This window comes from Halanaerobium saccharolyticum, assembly GCF_003259895.1.
GTDB classification, from domain to species: Bacteria; Bacillota; Halanaerobiia; order Halanaerobiales; family Halanaerobiaceae; genus Halanaerobium; species Halanaerobium saccharolyticum_A.
Map to the genome: position 1 here is coordinate 18721 of NZ_QLME01000023.1, position 17093 is coordinate 35813.

15 protein-coding genes are annotated in these 17093 nt (G+C 36.0%); 1 reads left to right on the plus strand and 14 read right to left on the minus strand.

The genetic code is table 11. The features are described 5' to 3' along the window. Positions 1-193: 193 nt before the first annotated feature. The 4 genes from C7958_RS12445 to rhaB form a co-directional block, all read right to left on the minus strand. Complete coding sequence (locus C7958_RS12445) at positions 194-1429, minus strand: transposase (RefSeq protein WP_309250764.1); 1236 nt, start codon at positions 1427-1429, stop codon at positions 194-196. Positions 1430-1622: 193 nt separating this feature from the next. Next, a complete protein-coding gene (gene rhaD, locus C7958_RS12450; protein ID WP_111573005.1) occupies positions 1623-2444 on the minus strand; it encodes a rhamnulose-1-phosphate aldolase in 822 nt (273 codons plus the stop codon). 27 nt (positions 2445-2471) lie between these two features. Continuing rightward, the gene (locus tag C7958_RS12455) at positions 2472-3737 is read right to left on the minus strand and encodes an L-rhamnose isomerase (RefSeq protein ID WP_111573006.1); all 1266 of its coding nucleotides are present in this window, start codon (positions 3735-3737) and stop codon (positions 2472-2474) included. A gap of 2 nt (positions 3738-3739) precedes the next feature. Further along, positions 3740-5233, minus strand: a complete 1494-nt coding sequence (gene rhaB / locus C7958_RS12460) for a rhamnulokinase (protein WP_111573007.1) — start codon at positions 5231-5233, stop codon at positions 3740-3742. Between the two features lie 181 nt (positions 5234-5414). On the opposite strand from rhaB, the gene C7958_RS12465 reads away from it, so the two are divergent. Continuing rightward, positions 5415-6164 carry a DeoR/GlpR family DNA-binding transcription regulator gene (locus C7958_RS12465; RefSeq protein ID WP_111573008.1) on the plus strand — a complete coding sequence of 250 codons (750 nt, stop codon included), beginning with the start codon at positions 5415-5417 and terminating at the stop codon, positions 6162-6164. Positions 6165-6229: 65 nt separating this feature from the next. Here C7958_RS12465 and nagE read toward each other — a convergent pair whose 3' ends face one another. The 10 genes from nagE to C7958_RS12515 form a co-directional block, all read right to left on the minus strand. Next, positions 6230-7660, minus strand: coding sequence for an N-acetylglucosamine-specific PTS transporter subunit IIBC (gene nagE / locus C7958_RS12470; protein ID WP_111573009.1), 1431 nt, complete (start codon positions 7658-7660; stop codon positions 6230-6232). 287 nt (positions 7661-7947) lie between these two features. Next, positions 7948-8802, minus strand: a complete 855-nt coding sequence (locus C7958_RS12475; RefSeq protein WP_111573010.1) for a BglG family transcription antiterminator — start codon at positions 8800-8802, stop codon at positions 7948-7950. Between the two features lie 396 nt (positions 8803-9198). After that, on the minus strand, positions 9199-9999 hold the full coding sequence (locus C7958_RS12480; RefSeq protein ID WP_111573011.1) for an ABC transporter ATP-binding protein: 801 nt from the start codon (positions 9997-9999) through the stop codon (positions 9199-9201). A 13-nt stretch (positions 10000-10012) separates the two neighbouring features. After that, on the minus strand, positions 10013-11023 hold the full coding sequence (locus tag C7958_RS12485) for a FecCD family ABC transporter permease (protein WP_243834348.1): 1011 nt from the start codon (positions 11021-11023) through the stop codon (positions 10013-10015). Continuing rightward, positions 11016-12032, minus strand: a complete 1017-nt coding sequence (locus C7958_RS12490) for a FecCD family ABC transporter permease (protein WP_111573013.1) — start codon at positions 12030-12032, stop codon at positions 11016-11018. Before C7958_RS12490 ends, C7958_RS12485 begins: the two co-directional genes overlap by 8 nt. A gap of 5 nt (positions 12033-12037) precedes the next feature. Beyond that, positions 12038-12922 carry an ABC transporter substrate-binding protein gene (locus C7958_RS12495; protein ID WP_111573033.1) on the minus strand — a complete coding sequence of 295 codons (885 nt, stop codon included), beginning with the start codon at positions 12920-12922 and terminating at the stop codon, positions 12038-12040. A gap of 176 nt (positions 12923-13098) precedes the next feature. Then, entirely contained in the window at positions 13099-13806 is a 708-nt protein-coding gene (locus C7958_RS12500; RefSeq protein ID WP_111573014.1) for a DNA alkylation repair protein, read from the minus strand. Between the two features lie 30 nt (positions 13807-13836). After that, positions 13837-14253 carry a secondary thiamine-phosphate synthase enzyme YjbQ gene (locus C7958_RS12505; protein ID WP_111573015.1) on the minus strand — a complete coding sequence of 139 codons (417 nt, stop codon included), beginning with the start codon at positions 14251-14253 and terminating at the stop codon, positions 13837-13839. 98 nt (positions 14254-14351) lie between these two features. Next, complete coding sequence (locus C7958_RS12510) at positions 14352-15602, minus strand: GntP family permease (RefSeq protein ID WP_111573016.1); 1251 nt, start codon at positions 15600-15602, stop codon at positions 14352-14354. A 2-nt stretch (positions 15603-15604) separates the two neighbouring features. Continuing rightward, a complete protein-coding gene (locus C7958_RS12515; protein WP_243834349.1) occupies positions 15605-16945 on the minus strand; it encodes a cation:proton antiporter in 1341 nt (446 codons plus the stop codon). Between the last annotated feature and the right edge of the window lie 148 nt (positions 16946-17093).

A 17093-nucleotide genomic window follows, 5' to 3' on the forward strand; every position in this document is an offset into this window, starting at 1 on the left:
CTCCTTTAAAATATTAGTTAAGCGAATTTCATAATACGCTTAATTTAGTTTGATTCAAAAAAATATTGTCTGCGAATCATAAAAATAAGCCTTTTGACTTGAAATTGTAGATTTTAATGATTTACCATAGATTTACTGCTAAATTTAGACGCACTTAGCTTGGGTATCTTAAAATCTTGCTTTAAAATGCTTTTTAAGCAGCTAAAGTCTGATTTTGAAGCTTGATTTTCTCGGCTGCAATTCTTGCAGCTATCAAACTGATAGAACTTAATAGCAAATGAGTTTTAACTTTTTTGGCTCCCATTACAGTTAAGTTCTCTAAATTTAGATGCTCTTTTAGTCTGGAAAAAGTTCTTTCAACACTGGTTCTTTTGTTGTAGATCTTTCTCCAGGTTCTAGAATCTCTATGTGGAGTTGATATATATCTTGGATTTTCTTTTGGTCTTGTTTTAGTTACCTGACCGTAATTGCTGTCAGAACACCACTTAGTTCCGTGAATACAATCAACTTTACCACATACATGTGGGCATCTAAATTTGTTGACTCCCTTGTAATGACCCCAGTAATACATTTTATGTCCACCACTGCAGACTGGTGTTCCTTTAAAATCATAGAAACCAGCTGGTGGCTGTTTAGCATTACGCTTGTTGATCGGGATAATGGCCTGAGAATCCTGCTCAAAGAGAATATGCTCATAGATATCAGTAGTATCATAACCTGAATCCATAGTCCAATATTTTGGTTTAATCAAATCTCTTTCAGCTAAAAAGTCATTAACCTTTTCAACTAAAGGTATTGCCTGGGTTTTATCTGCATGATTGGCTGGAGTTAAAGTTAAAGCAATCGGTAATTCTGATTTAGTTTCAACTGCAGCATGTATCTTCCAGCCAAACCAGGTTATCTGATTTTTATGAGAGTCGAATTTAGTACCCCAATCAGGGGTAAAATCATTTTCCTTGTCTATCTTTGACTTTGGCTTAGCTCGTTCATAAGCTTCCAGTTTTGAAGCATCAATAGCCATTGTCTCAGTATCTAATAAATCAAGTTCTATACTTTGATCTAAAAGATTATTCATTAAAATTTCAGCTCCATCAGTCTCGGATAATTTGCTGTAATAGCGGCTAAAAGTTGCTTCACTGGGCACCCTGCCAGTGGTAGAAAAACCGCAAACATATCTGAGGTATGGACTTCTATCAATTTTGATTACTAAGTCTGCTCTGGTAGGAATCTTTTCAATCTGTTGGACCAGAAAAGCTCTTAAAATAGCTTCTGGATTATATCCAGTTGGTCCTTTATTAGACTTAGGTTTTATTTTTTCAACTAAAGGTTTAAGATCAATAGGATCTAAAATACAAATTAATTTGTCTGTTTCCGATAAATTTACTAATTCTTCAAAGGGAAAGAGACACTCTTGTCGAATATTATTAATAGGGCTTCACCTTCTTTCGAGTTTTTTGGGTGCTACTATTAAATTCGACAAGATGGGGTGAAGCCCTTTTTATATCACTAAAAACTTTGTTATATCAAGGCTTATTTTTATGAAATTCGCTTAGTTAATTAATTCACTTTCTAAGTTATTTTAAAACTGGCCCACCTAATTTAATCTGCAGGCCAGTTATCTTCTATTCTAAAACTCCTGCCATTGGTTCAACACCAAATCTTGCTGCCAGATCTTTAAACTCCTGATCTGTAATTCCTTTATTTGCCCCACCCATTGAATTAACTTTAACTAAAATATCAGCTGCTTTTTCTGCTGTATCAATTAAACCAAAAGCCTCATCTAAACTTTTACCTGTACCAAAAACACCGTGGAAAGGCCAGATAACAATTGGATGCTTTTTCATTAACTCAGCTGTTTTTTCGCCAATTTTTTCTGTACCCGGTACCAGCCAGGGAAGAATTCCAACCCCTTCTGGAAAAACTACCAGACATTCTGTACTCATTTCCCATAATTTGCGGGTAAAGGTTTTTGAATTCAGTTCTAAAACATAGGTCAGTGCAATTAAATTAGTTGCATGAGTATGCATCACTACCCGATTTTGATTATCAGTCACCTGCATTCTGGCCTGATGTGATAAAAGATGGGCTGCTAACTCACTGGTTGGCTGACCGCCATTTTCATATCCCCAGTGCAGAGAGTAACCACTACCATCCTGATTAATTTTAATTATTCCGAGGTTGTTTTCAGGCTTTTTGCTTACATTCATAAAATATTTACCGGAACCTGTAACCAGAAAAAATTCTCCAGCCAGGCCGGGTATTGCTGCTTCCAGCTCGAATTTTTCTTTAATTTTTTCAGTATCTACATAATCTTTTACTTCTTTTTCAGTTAATCTATAGCTTACATTACCACCATTACGCTCATCCCAACCTTTTTCCCACATATAATTGATGATTTCGCGCATTTTATTCAAAAAATCTGCTTCTAAAATATTCTTTGACATTTAATCACCTATTTCTAAATTTTTTGCTTAGTCTCTTTTTAATAGTACATCTTTTTCGTATTCTTTAATTTCAGCCAGCCAGTCACTACCAACAGGTACTTCATTTTTAAGACAGTAATAATCCCAGACTGCATTAAAAGGATAAGTTTTATATTCTTCCATTAAGGCCAGACGAGAAGTAAAGTCACCCTCGTTTTCAAATTCTTTTAATTGAGCTGTCGGTTCCAGCATTGATCTTAAAAATGCTTTCTGGGTATTCCGCATTCCAATTACCCAGGCTGCAGTTCTATTAATACTGGCATCAAAGAAATCAAGACCGACATGGACTCTATCTAAAAAGTCATTACGGATTATTTCTTCTACCACTTTATTTAACTTATCATCAAAGGCAACAACATGATCGCTGTCCCATCTGACTGATCTTGTTATGTGCAGTAAAATCTCATCTAAATATAATAAGGAAGTAGAAATTTTATCATAGACATTTTCAGTTGGATGGAAATGTCCTGTATCCAGACAGAGCAGCTTTTCATTCTGGAGAGCATAACTTAAATAAAAATCGTAAGAACCTGTAACATATGATTCTGAACCGATTCCAAATAACTTGCTTTCTACAGCATCAAGATTATACTGACTGTCAATATCCTGCTTAAAAATTTTATCCAGGGAATCTTTTAGTCGTTTGCGTGGAGCAAGTCTGTCAACCGGCATATCTTTGTATCCATCAGGGATCCAGATATTTGTGACAGCTGTATCATCAAGTTCCTTTCCAAAATACTCTCCAATTTTGCGTGAAGCCTGGCAGTGTTCAATCCAGAAATCTCTAATTTCCTGATCGGGGTGACTTAAAGTAAAGCCATCATCACTTTTTGGATGGGAAAAACAGGTTGGATTAAAATCCAGCCCCAGTCCATTTTCTTTAGCCCAATCAACCCAGCCGGCAAAATGTTCGGGCTTGATCTCATCTCTATCTACAGCCTGATCGGTGTCTAAATAGATTGCATGCAGGTTAACTCTATGCTGACCCGGGATTAAGGATAAAGCTTTTTCCATATCATTTCTTAATTCTGAGATATTTCTGGCTTTACCGGGATAATTACCAGTGACATCAATTCCCCCTGAAAGTGCATGCTCACTTTTTTCAAAGCCATTAATATCATCACCCTGCCAGCAGGGCATAGAAATTGCCAGCTCGTTCATTTTTTCAATAATTTGATCAGTATCAACTCCAAGTTCTGAATATCTCTCTTGAGCAAGCTGATATGCTTTTTCGACTGAACTTTCTTTTACCATAATTAATTACCTCCATTTATACTTTTTAATTTCCTAAATCGATCCCAGGCTGCATCATAATCAGCAGCACTATCATTAATTTTATACCTTTTTATTGCAAATGAATTTTTAACAATTTCTCTGCCTTCCTTCAAATCAGAAATCCAGTTATTAGCTTTAAACTGAATTAACAGATTACCGATAGCAGTAGCTTCTACCGGGCCAGCATAAACTTCCAGCCCTGTTAGATCAGCAATCATCTGATTTAAAAATTCATTTTTTACTCCTCCACCAATAATATGTAGTTTATTGATTTCTTTTTGCGAAACTTCCTCTAGCTGCTCAATTACCAATTTATATTCAAAAGCAAGACTCTCAAAAATCGCCCGCGCTATTTCGCCAACAGTCTCCGGTCTGCTCTGACCTGTCTCCTGACAAAATGACTTAATCGCTTCTATCATGCTTTCGGGATTTAAAAAACGATCATCATTGGGGTCAATTATAAATTTAAAAGCTGCAGCTTCTGCAGCCAATTCAACCAGCTGACCGTGGCTGTACTTATCATCCAGCTCTCTTTTGACTTCCTGAATCAACCATAAGCCCATAATGTTTTTTAAAAATCTAAAGGTATCATTAACTCCACCTTCATTGGTAAAATTATAGGCTAAAGCCTTTTTGTTGACTAAAGCCTGATCTGATTCAATTCCCATTAGGGACCAGGTCCCAGAACTAAGATAGGCAAAATCATGGTCAACAGCCGGAACCGCTGCCACAGCCGAAGCAGTATCATGAGCAGCAGGAACAATCACTTCTAAATCACTAAAAGAAGTTTTTTCGGCCACTGATTTTTTTAATTGACCCAGTTTAGTTCCAGGTTCTACAGGTTTATGAAAAATATTTTCCGGTATTTTCAACTTTTCCAGCAGTTTATGATCCCAGTCATTATTTTCAATATTGAATAGTTGAGTACTGCTAGCATTAGTGTACTCATTTGCTTTTGTACCACTCAAAAGAAAATTTAGATAATCAGGAATCATCAAAAAATCTTCTGCCTGAGCAAGCAGTTCTTTTTCGTTTTGAGCTAAATAATATAACTGATAAATTGTATTAAACTGTAAAAATTGAATTCCCGTCCGCTTATATATTTCTTCCCGTGTTATCTTTTTAAATACCTGATCCATTAATCCATCAGTCCGGTGAGAACGATAGGAAACAGCATTCCCCAGCCTGTTGTCTTCTTTATCTAAAAGCACAAAATCTACTGCCCAGGTATCAATACCAACACTTGCTGCTTCAATATTTTTGGCTGCTGCTTTTTCTAAACCATTAATAATTTCTTTAAATAAATGGTCAATATCCCAGCAGTCTTCCTGCTGATTTTTAGAATTTTTTTTCTTAATTATCTTATTTTTGAATCTATGAATTTCTTTGAGCTCTATTTTTTTGTTTTTAAGTTCACCCAGTAAAACTCTGCCGCTTGAAGCACCTATATCGACAGCTAAAGCAGATCTTTCCAAATAACTCACCCCTTTGTTTTATCTGTTTTTGCTTTGTTATATTTTTATTTTATTATAAAAGCAGAAATTTGTCAATCTTTTCTCACAATATTGCCTGATTATCTTCAAACTGAATCATAATTATTTTATTTTTTTTGTTTTTATGTTATAATTGAAAAAAGCAAATAAAGGGGTTATTAATATGTTAGCCGAAGAAAGAAGACAAAAAATTATAGAATTGATAAATCAGGATAATATAGTCAAGGTAAATGAATTAAGCGAAACACTTGATGTTACAACTGAAACAATTAGATCTGATTTAGATAAACTCGAACAGCAGGGAGTCTTAAAAAGAACTCATGGGGGAGCTGTAGCGGTAGATAATCATCAGGAATTGTCCTTTAATATTCGAAAAGATAAAAATAAAAAAGAAAAAAAAGAAATAGCGAAAAAAGCTGCTTCCATAATTAAAGATGGAGACACTGTTTTTCTGGATGCAAGCACGAGTGCTTTTTATCTAGCAGAGGAAATACTTGAGCTGCAGAACATCACTGTAATCACTAATTCTAATACAATTGTCACCGAGCTTTCTAAAAATGAAGATATTACTGTAATTTCTACCGGAGGTATGCTGAGGAGAAATTCACTTTCTTTTGTTGGCCCGCTAACAAATACAAATATTAAAAACTATAATGCCAATAAAGCTTTTCTGTCCTGCAAGGGAGTCTCAGTTAAACATGGGGCGACCGAAGTAAATGAACTGGAAAGTGAAACCAAACAAAATATGGTAAAAAAATCTGAAGAAATATATATCCTGGCTAAAGTCACAGCGATCAATGAAGTTGGGCTTTCGCAGTTTGCAGCGATTGAAGAAATCGACAAAGTAATAACTTCCAGTGATATTCCTGAGGAACTGGTTGAATCATTTAGAAAACTGAATAAGTTATATTAAACTATCTAAGATTTAATTATAATCAAAAGACGCCTATAGAAATATAGGCGTCTTTAAATTATCATTTATTGTTTTAATTCTTTCTTTATTTTTTCTGCGATCAATTCTGCTTTTGTTCCCACAACCACCTGAGCATTATTCTTATTAGCTTTTAAAACTCCAGTGGCTCCCAGCTGTTTTAATTTGTTTTCATCCAACCTGGAAGAATCTTTAACTTCCAGTCTCAGTCTGGTGATACAGGCATCAATACTATTTATATTTTCAGCCCCACCTAAAGCATCAATATATTGACTGGCTTTTGTAATTTCTGCCTGTGTGCTTTCAGCATTATTCGCTGTTTTCTGTTGTGAATCTGGCATTACACTTACACTATTTGCACCAGCTTCAGCTTCTGCTCTACCCGGGGTAGGAATATCAAACTTTTCAATAACAAAACGGAAAAGGGAATAATAAATTACAAAGGCTGCAATTCCCAGCGGTATAATTAAAAATGGTTTTGTGGCCAGTCCATAATTTAAAAAGTAATCAATTGCACCAGCTGAAAATCCAAAACCGTGCTGAATTCCTAAAACATAAGTTACAACCATCGATAAACCTGTTAAACCAGCATGAATAACATATAATACCGGGGCCAGGAACATAAACGCAAATTCAATTGGCTCTGTAATTCCTGTCAAAAATGCAGTTAAACCTACACTTAAAAAGATACCGCTGACTGCTTTTTTGTTTTCTGGTTTAGCGGAATGGTACATTGCTAAAGCTGCAGCCGGCAGACCAAACATCATCATCGGAAAAAAGCCTGACATAAAAAATCCAGCAGATGGATCACCAGCAAAGAAACGGGAAAGATCACCTGTTACAACTTCTCCGGCAGCAGTTGTAAATTCACCAAAAACAAACCAGATAAAACTGTTTAATACATGGTGTAAACCAACCGGAATTAGTAATCTATTTAAAAATCCATAAACAAAAACACCAATTGGACCTGCATTAATAATCCACTCCCCTGTCATCTGAATAACATTCTGAATCGGGGGCCAGATATAACCAAAAACACCTGCTAATACTACACTTGCTGCGCCAGTAACAATGGGGACAAAGCGTTTACCACCAAAAAATCCTAAAAAGTCAGGCAGCTCAATATCATGATAGCGGTTATATAAATATCCTGCCAGAAGTCCCCCTATAATACCGGCTAAAACTCCCATATTAATATCAGAGTTAATAGACTGTGTTGCATTGGTGATCACAAAATAACTGACTGCACCTGCCAGTCCGGCTGCTCCAGAACTATCATGGGCAATCCCAACTGCAACCCCAATCCCAAATAATAAGGCCAGATTATCAAAAATTGCAGAACCAGCGGCCATTACAAACGGAATATCAAAAACATCCCCGGCGCCAAGTCTGAGCAGCAGTGCTGCAGCAGGTAAAACTGCTATGGGAAGCATCAATGATTTACCTATCTTCTGTAAGTTCGAAAAAATCTTTTTCATTTAAATCTCCTCCTATTTTTTATTAATAGTTTTTAAAAATTTTGCCAGCAGCTTTTTAACCTAAGCTGCTTTCCCCATCTATGTGAAAATTACAGTCTTAACTGTAATTTTATTTTTAAAATTCTATAAGCAATAGAAAAGCCGAAGAGAATCTACTACTCCCATGGTTCAGTAATAGTTTCTCTTCGGCTCTTGCCTGATTTAACAGTAACATGCCTCAGCGAATATTTTATTGTTATTAATTCAATAAAGATCCATTTTCTTAATTTAACCTTTATATTAAAGCTCTAATTAAAATCTCTTTTCAAGCGGTGCAGATGTAAAGCCAGATAGCCTTTTTCATCATCTGGAACCTGATAATCAAATCTTGATTCGATTATTTCAGCCAGTTTACTGGCAATTTCATAGGTTTCGCTAAAATCTTTCTTTATATTATCTAACAGTGGATTAGCATTATTTTCTCGACTTTCAATTCTCTCCAGCGCAAAGCGAAGATGATTAACAAGCCTGGCATAGTTTAAACTGTCATCTTCCAGTTCTGCTCCCAGCTCCTCTTCTACTTTCGCCACCAGATTTTTGATTATCGAAGTATTTTTTACAGTTTTAGAAACCTCACTATTATTAATGGCTCCATGTATATGAAAAGCAATAAATCCAATTTCACCTTCAGGAATTGAAATTTCAAAACGATTCTCTAAAATCTGAACAGCCTTTTTGGCCAGCTGATATTCTCTTTTATAAAGAGTTCTGGTCTCAACTAAGAAGGGATTAATAATTTCTAGACCTTCTTTTATCCGCTTTAGAGTAAAAGCTATGTGGTCAGTTAAGCCAATCCTGATATACTGATTGATATCCTCTTCCAGTTCCTGATTAACCATTGTAATTATCTCTTCAGTTGCCTGAATGATTTTGCTGTCAACTTCTTCCAGCAGTTGAAAGTAATTATTCCGCTTATCTCCCTTTAATGGGATAAACTCTTTTTTAATCTGATAATCATCTTTAGTAAAGATATCTCCCTTTTTGCTGGCAAATCCGATCCCGGTTGCAATGAGAATAAATTCCTGTCCTTCTGTATTTTTTTCTGCTAGAATTACATTGTTATTAAATATTTTCTTCACCTTATATTTTTCTCTAACAGACATCTGATTCCTCCTAAAAGTAACGAATCGACTTTTTTAATAACAAAAAGAAAAATCTAGAAAAAAATATAAAGTCCTCGCCAAAATGAATATAGATTGCTAAGGAACTTATATTTTCTCCTAGATTATGCCTGATTTAACAGTAACACTCTCTTTTCTTAATTGAGTTTTTTTATTAGCCAGGAAATTATACCTAATGGTTTATTATGGATACATTTTCGGTTTCATAATTTCCGCTATCAACAAAATTTAACCTTAATGTATTACAGATTGTCCGAAGGACATTTTGTTTATTGTAACACTATTTTTCTCATTTTTCAAGCATTTAGGAATAAAATTTTTCTAAATTGAAAAAGACAGAGCTGCTGAAATTCACCAGCAGCCTTGCAGTCTTAAAGCTTAAACAACTCGACTCAGTTTACTCTTCCCGGTTGGAATACAGAGCGGGGTTCCAAATACAGGATCAGAGACAATCTGACAGTTTAAATCAAAGACTTCTTTAATTACCTGTTCGTCAATTATCTCTTCCGGTTTTCCTTCCGCAAAAACTCCTTTATCTTTAACTGCAACAATATGATCGGCATAGCGGCAGGCTAAGTTAAGATCATGTAAAACCATTACTATTGTCCGCTGATCTTTTTGGTTTAGCTCATACAGGAGATCAAGTAAGTCAACCTGATGAGAAAGATCAAGATAAGTAGTTGGTTCGTCAAGTAAAATTGTATCTGTATCCTGAGCTAAAATCATTGCCAGCCAGGCTCGCTGCCTCTGTCCACCAGATAAAGAATTCAAATCTCGCTCAGCCAATTCTACCATTCCTGTATCTGCCAAAGCCTTTTCCACAATTTCTTTGTCTTCCTCTGACAATTGCTGGTACCATTTCTGATAGGGATATCTACCCTGTTCCACCAATTTGCGAACAGTAATCCCTTCCGGAATAGTAGAGCTCTGAGGCAGAAAGGCCATTTCCCTTGCCACTTCTTTTGTAGAAAGCTGATTAATATTTTTACCTTTAAGCTGAACTGAACCAGCAGCAGGTTTTAAAAGCCGGGCCATTGAATTTAAAAGGGTTGATTTTCCGGAACCATTGGCACCAATAAAGATAGTTATCTTTCCTTCCGGTATTTTGAGATCCAGATCATCGATTATCGTTTCTTCTCCATAGGCAAGTGAAAGATTTTTAGTTTCTAAAATACTCAAAGTTCTACCTCCTTTAAAAATTATTGCGATTTCTGTACAGTAAGTAAATAAAAAACGGAGCCCCGATTCCAGAGACAAAAACTCCTGCCGGTAAATCAAGGGGTAAAAAAGCTGTTCTGGCAATTAGATCTGCTGCCATCATAATCATTCCCCCGGTTAGAGCAGAAATTATAATTAAATTTGAATATGATTTTCCACTTATACGCCGGGCCATATGAGGTGCTATCAGACCGATAAATGAAACTCCACCAGCATAGGCCACTGCTGATCCAGCCAGGGCAACACTAATTGTCATCAACAAAAATCTATTAAGCTGAATATTTAAGCCCAGACTTGCAGCCACCTTATCACCTAAAGCAAGTAAATTTAAACTCTTATAAAAAGCAAAGGCCAGGGGGATAAAAATTGCTACCCAGGGCAGAAACTGATAAAACTCATCCCAGTTTGTGCCATAAATACTTCCTGTCAGCCAGACATAGGACTGAACTGTAGTGCTGATTGGGCTGAAGACAATGATCATCGTCACCAGAGCATCAACTGCTGCTGCAATTCCAATTCCAATCAGAACCAGTCTGATTGAAGTTACACCTTTCTGCCAGGCCAAAAGATAAATCAAAAATGAAATTACTGCTGCACCAGCGATTGCTGCAAAGGGCAGCCCGGCTATTCCAAATTTACTGCTAAAAAAGCTGAGATAAATAATTGCTCCTGCAGAAGCTCCTCCGGTAATCCCAATTATATCGGGAGAAGCCAGCGGGTTTTTAATATTTGCCTGTAAAATAAGTCCAGAAACTGATAATGCTGCTCCTACCAGAAAAGCCATCAGAGTCCGGGGCAGTCTTAAAATATTGATAGTAAAATTATATTCCCCCTGATCCAGCTGCAGAAAATGTTTAACCACAGCCGCAGGAGAAATATAAGTGCTGCCAAGTGACAGAGAAAAAACGAAAATCAGCAGAGTTAAAGCCAGCATCGTCAAAATCATTAAAATTTCTTTCGAAATAAATTTTGAGTCATTAGTCATTAACTTTAAACCCCCGCCTGACAATATAAACAAAAAATGGTGCGCCCATAAAAGCTGTCATTACACCGATTGGGACTTCCTGCGGCATAATTACAATTCTAGCAATTATATCTGCTAAAAGAAGCAGCATGGCCCCCAGAATAAAGGAATAGATGATCAGCCAGTGGTAATTGTTGCCGACAAAAAAGCGGCCAATATGAGGAACAATCAAACCAATAAAAGAAATGGCTCCTGCTGCTGCAACTGAGCTGCCTGCTAAAATAACAATGCTCAGACCAAGTAAAAGTTTAATAACTATTGTCTTCTGACCGAGACCGGCTGCCATTTCCTCTCCAATTAATAAAATATTGATATCTCTGGCCAGAATTAGAGCCAGAATCACTGCACCTAAAATAAAGGGAAGCAGAGGCATTATCATTTCTAAATCTCTACCTGCAGTTGAGCCTGAAAGCCAGAACAAAACACTTTCTAAACTTTCCTGATTAATAACAAGTATTCCCTGGGTAAAGGAATGAAAAAGTGCTGTTACTGCAGCCCCTGACAGAATCATTTTTAAAGAAGAAAGTCCACTTCTACCAAGAGAAGAGATGAAATAAACCAAAAGTCCGGCCATCATTGAACCAGCAAAGGCAAGCCAGATACTAATATTCATTGAATTAATTCCAAAAAAGGCAGCGGCAATTACCAGTAAGAAAACTGCACCTGAGTTAAGTCCAAAAATTCCGGGAGCAGCCAGTGGATTTGCAGTCAGAGCCTGCATTAAAGCACCGGCAACCGCCAGACTCCCTCCTGCAGCCAGAGCAATAACCGTTCTGCTTAAGCGGCTGGAGCGAATAATCAAATGTCGAGTAGACTGCTGATCATAATTGAAAACTGCCTGATAAACACTGCTGACAGAGATAAAGTGCTGTCCGACAGCCAGGCTTAAAATAATAAACAAAAGCAAAATACCGACCAGCAGTAATAAGATATTAAGTTTTGCTTTTTGGTGACGCAGGATATGTTTCATTAAATTTATTCTTCCAGATCAAAGTGTTCGTATAATTGATCCAACATAATGTGAGCTGACTCAATTCCACCGGCCATATTCCAGGCAACCTGATCAACTCTAAATACCTGATCATTTTTAACCGCATCAAGATTCTGCCACAGTGGATGTTCTGTCCATTCCTGATAGGTGTTTTCTACTGCCTGATCCTCTGTCATAAAAATAAAGAAGGCATCTGCATTCATTTCGGTAATACTTTCCTTGGAAGTTAATTTAACTCCCCAGATATCTTGCTTGTGTTTTTCTGGTCGTTCAAAACCAAGTTCATTTAGAATTCTACCTGCATAACCACTGTAATAAATACGGGCATGATCGGCTCTAAAATTTAACACAGCAACTTCAATCGGCCACTTATCTCCCATTTTGGCTGCAATTTTTCCTCTGAAATCTGCTACTCTCTGATCCCAATTAGCTAAAACTTCTGCAGCTTTTTCATCTCTACCTGCAGCCTTACCCATTAATTTAACAGTTTCTCGATAGCGAAAAACATTTTCTTCCATTACTGTTGGAGCAATTTGAGAAAGCAGGTTATAAATATCCTCATGTCTCATTTTAGAAGCAATAATTAAATCTGGATTTAATTTATTTATTTCTTCAAGATTTGGCTGAGTTTCCAAACCAACCTGATCAACCTGACTTAAATCATCTCTTAAATATTTATAGACAGGTTTTTCCACCCAGGACTCAACAATTCCAACTGGAGTTATGCCCAGTGCAACTGCAGCATCATTTGCTCCCTGATAAAGAGTAACAATTCTCTGTGGAGTTCCTTCAATCTCAGTCTCTCCCATTGCATGTTCTATAACTCTTGTTTCTGCCATTACTGAAAAACTAAAAACAAATGTAAACATTAAAGCTATTGAAAATAAAACTATGTATTTCTTTTTATTTAACAAAATGAGCCCTCCTAAATTTAGTTGAGACTGATTATCAAGATCAGTCAATCCCTATTATAACTAAACCTATTTATTTTGTCAAGATTAACGTTAAAAAAATCACCTTATCTCAAAGGTGATTTGATAATAGACTATTTGTTTTTTCTAACTACCTTTAGTGCCTCTCTTTCTGACAGTGTTGATAGTTGATGAGTGTTTGCAAATTTAACAACTGCTATTGGTTCAGTCTTGGAATATTCTCGTAAAGCCCAGCCAATCGCCTTCTGAATAAAAAATTCATCTATCTCTTTGAGTTCTTCAATTATATCAAATAAAAGCTGGGCGTCTGTTTCCTCTTTATAACCTAGCTGGAATAATAAAGCTGTCCGCTGCAGCCAGATATTATCTGAATCCAGCCAGCTTTTAATTTTTTGATCCCTTTTATGAGGAAAAATCTTAAAATATTCACCTACCAATTTTTTTGCTATATGGTCAACTGTATCCCACCAGGATTTATGGGTGATCATATACTCAAAAAGACTTATAATATCTTCTGTATATTCATTTTGATATTTTAAAATTAATTCCTGGGCAAAATACTGAAATTCTCTTTCCGGCAGCTGCCAGAGCTTTTTAATGACAGTCTCCAGCTGAGTATATCCTGGTCTATTTTCCTGCCGCATATATTTTCTTAAAATCTTACGTCTCTCAGCTGCCCGCAGTCCATAAAAAGGAAATTGATCTCTCATATAACTGGCCATTGCCTCTGCTTTTTCCGGATCAGCCTGACTGGTCAGACTGCTGCGGATTTGCTCCAGGTATTCTTTAATCTTAACTTTTTTATTTTTTTCTTTTTCCATAATATCATTCCGTTCTATTTATAATAATTTTTATTCTCCAATTATTTTAACTAAAACTCTTTTTTCCCGCTGGCCGTCAAATTCTCCGTAAAAAATCTGCTCCCAGGGACCAAAATCAAGCTTGCCCTCTGTAACAGAAACTACAACCTCTCGTCCCATAATTTGTCTTTTTAGATGAGCATCTGCATTTTCTTCAAAGCCATTATGAGCATACTGCGAAATTGGCTCATGGGGAGCCAGTTCTTCCAGCCACTCTTTATAATCCTGATGCAGACCGCTTTCGTCATCATTGATAAAAACACTGGCTGTAATATGCATTGCGTTTACCAGACATAAGCCCTCCTGAATTCCACTTTCGTTTAAAACCTCTCGCACCTGATTAGTAATATTAATCAGCTCAACTCTCTCTTCTGTGTTAAAATATAAGTACTTGCGAATTGACTTCATTTAGCTCACTCCTCTTTTTGTTGGTACCATATTTTTTGGTACCAGGTACCATAAATCGATTTAGATACCTGGTACCTAGCGTATACAATAAATAATATCTAAAAACTTACTGCATAGCCCAGAGCAACTGCAAAAGAAATTAATGTTGCTAAAACAGTGACAATAAAATAATCAAAATATGTATCTCTAAATTTAAGACCAGTATAAGCAAGCATTGCCAGATAAGCACTGTTATGAGGCAGAGTATCAAGACCTGTTGAAGCAATAATTACAATTCTATGTAGTTTTTCCGGATCAACAAGCTGCACAATATTTTCTCCGACTGTACTTAAAGTTAAAAGCATTCCTCCTGAGGCACTGCCCAATAATCCAGCTGCAATATTTGTGATTATCCCAATCAACAAATAAGGGTTCAACGGCAGATTTAATAAAGTCTGCAAAAATTCTTTAAAGACCGGCAGTGAGGAAATAACCTGGCCAAATCCCATTGCAGAGGCTGCAAACATTAAAGGCAAAATAGCATTTGAAATACTCTCATTTAAAATTTCCAGCAAATCAATCTTCCTGAAATTTTTAATTATCGAAAGCACAACTCCAAGCAGAAGAGCAATTACTGGCGGCTCTGACAAAACTGCCAGAAAAATAAATACTGTTAATAGTGGAAGCATCGCAGTCAAAAAATTAAATAACTTAGACAGTTCAGGTTTTTTTAAGATGCTGTCATTCAGATTATTACTCTCAGCCAACATCGATCTGCTTCTATATCTCAAATAAGCAATTGCAGCAGCTGAACCGGCAGAAATTCCTGCCAGGCCTAAACCAAAACCAGCCAGTGCAGATGTATTTAAATAGTCCATCATAATTAAATTATGAACCTGAGGACTACCCGGTAGAGATAGACCTACTATTACATTACCGCCTGCAATAGAAGCAATAATTAGTGATTTGGGTAGACCAGCTTCTTCGAAAACCTGTTTTGCAATTGGATAAATGGTAAAAATTAATACAAATGCAGAAATACCACCAATAGATAAAAGTACACTGGCAAAAAAGATACCTACTGCGGCATATCTGTAGGATAAGACATCCAAAACAAACTCGCCAATTGAGGTTGCATCATCTGATTCTTCCATGACTTTACCTAAAATAGCACCCAATAAAAATATGAATATGTAGTCCTCAACAAAACTCGCAAATCCGGGCAGATACTGGCTATTAAGTATTTCTAAAATCTTTAAATTATTTAAATATAAAATTACAGCCGATGATAAGGGGGCCGCAACGACTATACTCACCTTTAAAATTATCAGTGTCATTAAGATTATAAAACCAATTATAATACTTAGCAAAATTATTCTCCCTTCAAAAAACTCCAGCTGACTTTCGATTTCATCTCATCTGATTTAATTAAAGCATATTCGGTTGCCAGAGAACCAAAGATTTCTGTAAAAATTGAAGTAAACAAGATTACATTTAAAATCAACATGGAAATATTGGCAACATCACCTGGTATATGGATAAAATCTTTTTGAATTATAAAGGCCAGATCTATTGTGATTCCTATCTGCGGTATGAGACCAAAACCAATATAATCTTCAACATGTTTAGGCGCAGATGAGAGTTTAGCTCCTAAATGAGCTCCCCCAACTTTACCTATAATCCTCATCAGGGTATAAGCAAAAGCGATAATCAAAAAACTTTTGTTAAACAAATTACTAATATCTATTTTAGTTCCAGCAAGAATAAAGAATGTTGCAAGTAGAGGTACAGTAAGAATATCTATTTTGTCTGAAACATTTAGTCTCCTTTTAGGTATATTTCTATAAACAAAACCTACAGTCAAATTGGCAAATAAAGGTGAAATATGTAAAAAGACTGCTGCTGCAGTAGTACCGATTATTGTCGCCAGTATTAACAGTATTTTTCTGCTTTCTGAATCACATCTGATCATTAAATGCTGAGAAATATAACCAAGTACAAATCCCAGTAAAATTGCTGCAGCAACTCTAACTAAAGGTTCAATCAACATATTAGTTATAGTTAATTCCAATTCTGGAGAAGCCAGGATATAGGATAAGGGCTCCATAAAAGAAAAGATCAGTAAGGCAAGAAATTCATCTAGAGCAAGAACAACCATTAAGGTTGCTGAAAACTCTCCCGGTATACCATACTCTTTTAAAACCATTACTGTCGCTGCGGGAGCTGTAGCTGTTGCGATGGTTCCAAATAAAATCGCCACAAAAAGATCTTTCCCTAATAAAAGCATTATTCCTGAGACTAACACAAAGGCACCTATTGATTCGAAAATAACAATCAAGGTTAATTCGAATTCTAACTGTTTTAATATTTTTATGTATAAAGATGTTCCTATGCCAAAAGAAATAAAGGATACGGCCAGAACGGTAATAAAATTCAGGGTATTAAGTAAATAACTGTGCCAGGCTAAAAATTCTTTAGGTAAAAAGGAAAAGCTTCTAACCACACTCTGGCTGAACATTGTTCCTAAAAGTATGTAACCAACTATACTGGGAATTCTAAACTTATCTGTTATGGTCTTAATTATAAACGCTGCTAAAAACAAAAGTCCAATTAAATAAATAAGTTTATGACTTTTATGATTAAGCAGCATCCAGTGCTGTAAATTATTCAGACTTCCCAGGACATCATAATTGTTAATCTTTATCGCCTCCAATTCCAGAAAATTTATTTATAAATGTTAAATTACTATTTTGATTATAGCATAAAGTCTACACCAATGAACACCCCTATTTTGATCTAAAACCAAAATTATTCCAGGATATCACATAACAGAACAGAAAAACCCGCCTCCCGGCAGGTTT